The organism is Amycolatopsis sp. NPDC058278 (genome assembly GCF_042881395.1).
Classification (GTDB): Bacteria; Actinomycetota; Actinomycetes; order Mycobacteriales; family Pseudonocardiaceae; genus Amycolatopsis.
Genome location: NZ_JBHVXZ010000224.1, coordinates 1 through 7,385 on the forward strand (window position 1 = coordinate 1; position 7,385 = coordinate 7,385).

General features: G+C 70.2%; 6 protein-coding genes. 1 reads left to right on the forward strand and 5 read right to left on the reverse strand.

The window, feature by feature from the left end; genetic code table 11:
- Nucleotides 1–80: 80 nt before the first annotated feature.
- Genes ACFVYA_RS48760 through ACFVYA_RS48780 form a run of 5 tightly spaced genes read right to left on the reverse strand, consistent with a single transcriptional unit; the run spans nucleotide 81 to nucleotide 5,594 of the window.
- Nucleotides 81–2,207, reverse strand: coding sequence for an alpha/beta hydrolase family protein (locus ACFVYA_RS48760; protein WP_387055346.1), 2,127 nt, complete (start codon nucleotides 2,205–2,207; stop codon nucleotides 81–83).
- Nucleotides 2,204–3,310, reverse strand: a complete 1,107-nt coding sequence (locus ACFVYA_RS48765; protein ID WP_387055348.1) for an alpha/beta hydrolase family protein — start codon at nucleotides 3,308–3,310, stop codon at nucleotides 2,204–2,206. The genes ACFVYA_RS48760 and ACFVYA_RS48765 overlap by 4 nt, the downstream gene beginning before the upstream one ends.
- 21 nt (nucleotides 3,311–3,331) lie before the next feature.
- Nucleotides 3,332–4,324: a transporter gene (locus tag ACFVYA_RS48770; RefSeq protein ID WP_387055351.1), complete on the reverse strand. Its 993-nt coding sequence runs from the start codon at nucleotides 4,322–4,324 to the stop codon at nucleotides 3,332–3,334.
- Nucleotides 4,321–5,202: an ABC transporter ATP-binding protein gene (locus ACFVYA_RS48775; RefSeq protein WP_387055353.1), complete on the reverse strand. Its 882-nt coding sequence runs from the start codon at nucleotides 5,200–5,202 to the stop codon at nucleotides 4,321–4,323. The genes ACFVYA_RS48770 and ACFVYA_RS48775 overlap by 4 nt, the downstream gene beginning before the upstream one ends.
- Nucleotides 5,199–5,594 (reverse strand): GntR family transcriptional regulator, encoded by a 396-nt coding sequence (locus tag ACFVYA_RS48780; protein WP_285985611.1) that lies wholly within the window; start codon nucleotides 5,592–5,594, stop codon nucleotides 5,199–5,201. The genes ACFVYA_RS48775 and ACFVYA_RS48780 overlap by 4 nt, the downstream gene beginning before the upstream one ends.
- Before the next feature lie 239 nt (nucleotides 5,595–5,833).
- Between ACFVYA_RS48780 and ACFVYA_RS48785 the strand changes: the two genes are divergently transcribed.
- Entirely contained in the window at nucleotides 5,834–7,360 is a 1,527-nt protein-coding gene (locus ACFVYA_RS48785) for an alpha/beta hydrolase (protein ID WP_387055356.1), read from the forward strand.
- Nucleotides 7,361–7,385: the final 25 nt, after the last annotated feature.

The following is a 7,385-nucleotide window of genomic DNA, read 5'->3' on the forward strand; positions in this document are numbered from 1 at the left end:
CGCGTTTTGGTTCCTCGGCCTCGACCAGTGCGAACCGGCGGGCGCGGCGCACCCCCAGTGCGCCGCTCCCGCCGTGGTCTTCAGTGGCAGAACGAGACTTCCGGATATCCCGGCCGGTCGAGCACCGGCCGTGACTCGCCGCGCAGGTGCTGGTCGAAGAACGCGTTGACGTACGTCCGGGCGATCTCCTGGGTCCGCGGCGCGGACGTCGTCGCACCGTAGCCGACGCCCAGTTCGTCGCCGACCAGGCCCACGTCGGTGAACGACGCGTGCTGGGCGCCCTTCACCTCGGCCCACCGCCGCCAGCCGGTCAGCTGCGCCCAGTCCCGTTCCCACGTCTGGTCGCCCGGCACGCAGGCGGTGGCCCCGAGCTGGTGGCCCAGGAACATGAACGGCCGCGACAGCCCGGGCGGGGTCAGCGGGACGTGGGTCGTGCCGTCGATGTCCATCCCGGCCTTGATCCGGCTGTCGGCGACCATCGCCGGGAGGGTGCTCGCGCCACCGATGGAGTGCCCGGCCATGCCGATCCGGGCCGCGTCGATCAGCGGTGCCCACTTCGAGTGCGTCAGCGAGTCCAGGACGAACGACACGTCGGCGGCCCGTCCGAGTGCCAGCTTCTCCCCGAAACCGTCGTCGTGCGAGACTCCGCAGGACGCGCACCCGGCGAAGTGGCCGTCCGGGAAGCTCTGGCCGGCGTTTTCGTAGGTGTGGCCGATCAGCGCGACGGCGTACCCGTGACTGGCCAGGTCTTCGGCCAGGGCGCTGAGCGTGGCGCGGGGCTTGGTGTAGCCCGGTGACAGCACGATCAGCGGCAGCCCGCGCCCGGCGGGCCGGGCGTCGGCGACCGAGTTGGTCACCATCGTCGTGAGCATGTCCGGTGCCACGGTCAGGCCGCTGTCGGTCAGCAACGCCGCCGATTCCTCCGGGGTCAGGTACTGCGTCTTGGGCCCCTTGGCCGAAGCGGCCGGGTAGAAGAGCGAGACCATCAGCTCCCGGTAGGGGACGGACGGCACCCACGGGTCGGGGCGCGAAGTGTCCTTCAGGTACACCGCCGTGCTGCCCACCGGCCGGTCCCCGGTCGGGGCGGGCAGGTACGGCGTCGACGTCCGGGCGAAGGCGACCTCCGGGTACCGCGTGGCCGGCTGGTCCAGCAGCGGCTGCGGCCGGCCGCGCAGGTGCTGGTCGAAGAACGCCCGGACGTACGCCGCGGTGATCGCCTGGCCGCGCACGGCCGGGGTGGTCGCGCCGAAGTCGAGGCCCAGCTGCTCGCCGACCAGGCCGAGGTCGGTGAACGACGGGTGCTGCATCCCGGCCACGGTGAGCCAGCGCTTCCAGCCCGTCAGCTGCTTCCAGTCGGCGTCCCAGGTGGCGGACTCGACGCCGGTGCCGGGGGCGTACAGGCTCTGCCTGCCGAAGAACAGGAACGGCCGGTCGAGGCCCGGGGCGAGCAGGGGATCGCTCTGCGTGCCGTCCATGTCGATCCCGGCCTTGATCCGGGGGTCGGTCACCATCGCGTTCACCGTGCTCGTGCCGCCGACGGAGTGCCCGGCCATGCCGATCCGGGAGGCGTCGATCAGCGGTGCCCACTTCGAGTGCGCCAGCGAATCCAGGACGAACGACACGTCCTTCGCCCGGCCGCGCTGCAGCTTCTGCCAGAACTCGACGTTGTAGCTGCCGCAGGCCGCGCAGCCGGTGACCCGGCCGTCCGGGAAGGTGGTGGCCACGTTCTCGTAGGTGTGGTCGACCAGGATCACCAGGTAGCCGTGGCTCGCCAGGTCTTCGGACAGCGAGGTCAGCTCGGCGCGGGGTCGCTTGAAGCCGGGCGACAGGACGACGGCCGGCAGGCCGCGCCCGGCCGGTCGCGCGTCGACGACAGCGTCGGTGCGCACCGTGGTCAGCACCGACGGCGGGATACCGGTGATGCCGGCTTCGTCGAAGACGGCCTTCGCTTCGGCCTCCGACATGAACTGCTTCTTCGGCCCGTCGGCCGAAGCGGCCGGGTAGAAGAGGGAAACCATCAGCTCGCGGTAGGGCACCGACGGCACCCACGGGTCGGGCCGCGAAGTGTCCTTGAGGTCCAGGGCGGTCGTGCCGACGGGCCGGTCGCCGGTCGGTTTCGCCAGCGTGAGCGCCGGGTCCGCCGACGCGGACGGCGACGTCAACGCGAGGGTGAGTGCGGTGATGACCATGATGCTCTTGATTCTCATCCGATGAAGGTCACTTCCGGGTAAGCGGGCGAGGGCGCGGCCAGCAGCGGCTGCGGGCGGCAACGCAGGTTCAGATCGAAGAAAGCGCTTACGTAGTTCCGCGTGATGGTCAGCGCCCGGTACGCGTCGATCGACGCGCCGAGGTCGACGCCCAGCTGCGCGGCGAGCACGCCGAGGTCGGTGAACGAGTTGTGCACCGTGCCGGACACCATGAGCCAGCGCTTCCAGCCGGTCAGGTGCGTCCAGTCCGTTTCCCAGTCGTCGTACGGACCCGGCACGCCCGGCGTGTAGTCGTCCATGCTGCCCACGAACATGAAGGGCCGGGAGAGCCCCGACGCTGGGATCGGGACGTGGACGCTGCCGTCCAGATCGGCCCCCGCGCGGATGCGCGGGTCGGCCAGCATGGCCTGGGTGGTGATCGCCCCGCCCGCCGAGTGGCCGGTCATGCCGATCCGCTGCGGGTCGATCAGCGCGCCCCACTTCGAACGCAATAGGGAGTCGAGCACGAACGACGTGTCCTTCGTCCGGACCTGCGCGAACTTCTCCCAGAAGCCGGGCTGGTCGTCGACCTCGCAGGCGGCGCAGCCGGTGACGTGGCCGTCGGGGAAGGTCGTGGCGCGGTTCTCGTAGGTGTGGTCGATCGCCGCCACGGCGTACCCGCGGCTGGCCAGCTCCTCGGCCAGCGCGGTGAGCGTCGCCCGCGGCTGCGTCCAGCCCGGGGACAGCACGACCAGCGGCAAGCTGTGCCATCGCCCGGCCGGTCGCGCGTCGACGACGGCGTTCGTCCGGACCGTGCTGAAGACGTCCAGCGGCAGGCCCGGGATGTTCTGCCGCTCGAGGTTGCGTTCCGACTCGAGCGGGGTCATGTACTGCTTCTTCGGCCCGTTGGCCGAGGTCGCCGGGTAGAAGACGGAGACCATCAGCTCCCGGTAGGGCACCGACGGCACCCACGGATCAGGCCGCGAAGTGTCCTTGACGGACAGTGTGGTGACGCCGACGGGCTGGTGACCGGTCGGGGCGGGCAGGTAGGGCGTCGTGGCCGCCGAAGCGGGCGACGCGGACAAGGTGAGTGTGAGTGCGGTGGCTACCGCGAGAGTGCGCATGGATTCCCCCAGTCGGAATCGTCAGGACAGGTGGCGGAGACGGCGGAAGCAGAACCAGGTGAGCAGGGCCGTCATGGCGAGGTAGAGCGCCAGTTCGAGCCACTGCAGCGGCCAGAACCGGGAGCCCGGCTGGTAGGTCAGCCGCTGCTGGTAGCCGTGGGTGCCCAGCTGCGCCATGCAGGCTTCCATGGTGCCGCGCTCCGGCGGAGGTGCTGTCCCCGCGCCTGGCCTCGGCGCACAGGTCTGCACGAAATCCGGCAGCGGATCGGCCACGTTCCCGGCCGGGTCCACGGTTTCGTTCGCCAGCACCCACGCGCCGGCCGGCTGCCGCATCCCGATCTCGGTGATCCCCTGGTTGTCGTTGCCGGTGATGTTCGTGATGTCCTTGCCGACGATCGCGACCGTTTCGGTTTGCGGCGGCAGCAGGTACGGGCGCACGAACGCCGGGACAAGGATCAGCACGGCGGCGAGCGTGACAAGGGTGACGGCCATGGCGGCCACCGTCCGCTTCACCAGCATCCCGGTCGCGACCCCGAGAGCGAGAGCGAAGGCCGCGTAGCCGATCGGGACGATGCCGCGGGCACCGAACACCACCGGCATGATGCGCGAGAGCATCCCACGATCGGTCTGCGTCGCCGCGAGCGCGTCGATCGGGCTCGCCCACCACGACACCGCCCAGCCGAGCAGGGCCGCTGCGATCATGGCGGCCAGCAGGCCGAACCCGAGCTTGGTGGTGAGCCACCGCTTGCGCGTGACGGTCTGGTTCCACACGAGGCTGTGCGTGCCGCTCTCCAGCTCGCGGGTGATCATCGGGACGCCCCAGAAGACGCCGATCACCGCAGGCAGCAGGTACAGGACCAGGATGGTCCCGCCGAAGAGGGTGTCCTGATCGGAGAAGTTCGTGCGGCCCACCAGATCCGGCCCGGTGATCGCGAGCACGACGCCGATCGCGATCAGGGCGGCGAACACCGACAGGGCGGGAACGCGGAACTGGCGCCAGGTCAGCCAGGTCATCGGAGGACCTCCAGGGCGGGGCGGGCGGCGGTGGGGTTGCTCATGTACTCGAGGACGAGGTCCTCCAGGCCGAGCTGCCCGACCGTCCACGCGGGGTCGAGGATCGGCGCCTCGGTGCGGACGAGGACGGTGGTCTGGCGGTCGGTGTGCCTGGCCGACACGACGTGCTGGTCCGCCGGCAGCGTCTCGACGTCGCGCCGCGGCCCGGAAAGCCGGTGGTGCGTGGCGAGCAGCGTCTCCACTTCGCCGATCACCCGGACTTGGGAGTCCACCAGCACGACGAGGTGGTCGCAGACCCGTTCGAGGTCGTTGACCAGGTGCGAGGACATCACGACGGACAGCCCGTGCTCGGCGACGGCCTCCATGAGGTCCTGCAGGAACTCGCGGCGGGCCAGCGGGTCCAGCGCCGCGACCGGCTCGTCGAGCAGCAGCAGTTCGGGACGCTTGGCGATGCCGATCGTGAGTGCCAGCTGGGCGCGCTGGCCGCCGGACAGCTTGCCGGCGTGCTGCTTCGGGTCCAGCCCGAGCCGTTCGATGCGCTTTTCCGCGAGCGAGGCGTCCCAGCCGGGGTTGAGGTGGGCGCCGAGCCGCAGGTGCTCCTCGATGGACAGTCCACTGTAGACCGGCGTGTTCTGGGCGACGTACCCGACCTTGGCCAGCTGTTCCGGGCCGCTGCCGGGCACCCCGCCGCACACCTCGATCGTGCCGCTCGTCGGCTCCAGCATGCCGGCCGCGATGTTCAGCAGCGTCGACTTGCCGGCGCCGTTCGGGCCGACGAGCCCGGTGACGTGACCGGCCTCGATCTCCAGCGTGCAGCCGGTCAGCGCCTGCTTGCGCTTGTACTTCTTGCCCAGGCCCTGGGCTTTCAGGACAGTCACGCTATGTCCTCTCTGGCGGAGTCGCGAAACGTGGACATCAACAAGGCTTCGATGCTCTCCTCGTCGAGACCCGCCTTGCGGGCCTGGGAAAGCCAGCGGCGCAGGTCGCGCCGCAGCGGTCCGAGCACGGCGAACGAGGCGCCGCCGTTCAACGTCGCCGTCACGAACGTGCCGACGCCGGGGCGGGCCGCGACCAGGCCGTCGTGCTCCAGCTCGCGGTAGGCCTTCAGCACGGTGTTCGGGTTGATCGCGAGGCTCGCGACCACGTCCTTGACCTTCGGGAGCTGGTCTCCCTCGTTCAGCAGGCCGAGGCGCAGCGCGTGCCGCACCTGCTGGACCAGCTGCTGGTACGGCGACAAGCCGGACCTCGCGTCCAGGTGGAACTCGATCATCGGCAACTCCATTTATCTAGTTAGCTAGCACTATAGCTAAGTGGTGTCACTGGGGCCAGTGTCATTCCGGGGCTTCGCCCCGGGCCGGGGGCTCCGCCACCCGGAACCCCCGAAAGCCGCAGTGATCTTTTTCGGCAGCCGGAGCCAACCTCGGTACCCCCTCGCCCGTCTGTGGAGGCGAAGTGATCGTTTCCTCTCCGAAGGGACTTTTCGTGCGTCGATTTTCTGGGGGAGGCATCGTGCGCGGCGTGGTCGTCGCACTCGGTGTCTCGATGGCCGTTGCGGCGGGCCCGGCGGTCGCGTCCGCGGCACCGGCCTCCATCGACAAGGTGCCGACGCCGCAGCTGAGCTGGACCGACTGCGCCGACGGGTTCCAGTGCTCCAAGGCTTCCGTGCCGCTGGACTACGACCGGCCGGCCGGTACGAAGATCGACCTGGCGCTGATCAAGCTGCCCGCCACCGATCCTGCGCACCGGATCGGCACGCTGTTCGTCAACTTCGGCGGGCCCGGCGCGTCCGGCCTGCAGCGGCTGCGGGAGCGCGGCAAGTGGCCGTGGCTGTTCTCCGACGCACTGCGCGCGCGGTTCGACCTGGTCTCGTGGGACCCGCGCGGGATCGCCAACAGCACGGCGGTCCGGTGCTTCGACTCCGTGGCCGAGCAGCAGGACTTCTTCGGGTCGTTCCCGGAGATGCCGGGCGACGCGAGCGGCAACGCGGCCTTCTACGCCAAGTCGAAGGAGCTCGCCGACCGCTGCTCGGCGAAGGCGGGCCCGATCCTCGAGCACGTCTCCACGGCCAACACGGCCCGCGACATGGAAATGCTGCGCCGCGCGGTCGGCGACCCGAAGCTGAACTACCACGGCATTTCCTACGGAACGCAGCTCGGGGCGACCTACGCGAACCTGTTCCCGAACCGGATCCGGGCGATGGTGTTCGACGGCACCATGGACTTCGCCGGCAACTCGACCGGCCAGAACGGCAACGGCAAGAGCGTCCCGCTGGACACCCGGCAGGACGTCGCGACCGGCATCGCGCAGACCTTCGAGCAGTTCCTGCGGCTGTGCACGGAAGCGGGCCCGAAGTGCGCGTTCTCTTCGGGTGACCCGAAGGCGAAGTGGGCGGCCCTGACCGCGCGCGCCAAGCAGGCTCCCATCGTCAGCGACGGCGAGACGTGGACCTACTCGGGCATCATCAACGCGGCGGCCGACCTGTCCGACTCGCGGGGCTGGGCGGACATCGCCACGCTGCTGCAGCGACTCTACGACGCTCCGGCCACCCCGGCCCTGCGTACGGCCGCCGCGGTGGCCGGTGAGCAGTACACCTCGAACCGTACCGAGGCGTTCAACGCCATCCAGTGCTCCGACAGCGACGTGCCCACCGACCCGGCGATCTACAGCCGGTACGCCGAGTCGGAGGACCAGCGCGTGCCGTACTTCGGGCGGATCGCGGTGCTGGACATGATGAGCTGCGCGTTCTGGAAGGCGAAGGACACCGACCGCTACACGGGCCCGTGGAACCGCTCGACGTCGGCGGAGATCCTGGTGCTGAACAACCGCTACGACCCGTCCACCCCGCTGCACGGCGCCCAGGACGGCGCCGCGGAACTGGCGCGGGCACGCGTGTTCGTGACCGAGGGCTACGGGCACTCGTCGATGTACGTGCCGAGCACGTGCACCGAACAGGTCAAGCGCGACTACCTGATCTCGGGGACCTTCCCCGCGGCGGGCAAGACCTGCACGATCGACGCCAGCCCCTTCGCGGGCTGATCTTGACCGGGGCGGGCCGCACCGG

What these genes read in the sequence shown, in the direction of transcription:
- ACFVYA_RS48765 (WP_387055348.1), bottom strand. Translation starts at nt 3,310, where the DNA reads ATGCGCACTCTCGCGGTAGCCACCGCACTCACACTCACCTTGTCCGCG.
- ACFVYA_RS48780 (WP_285985611.1), bottom strand. Translation starts at nt 5,594, where the DNA reads ATGATCGAGTTCCACCTGGACGCGAGGTCCGGCTTGTCGCCGTACCAG.
- ACFVYA_RS48760 (WP_387055346.1), bottom strand. Translation starts at nt 2,207, where the DNA reads ATGAGAATCAAGAGCATCATGGTCATCACCGCACTCACCCTCGCGTTG.
- ACFVYA_RS48770 (WP_387055351.1), bottom strand. Translation starts at nt 4,324, where the DNA reads ATGACCTGGCTGACCTGGCGCCAGTTCCGCGTTCCCGCCCTGTCGGTG.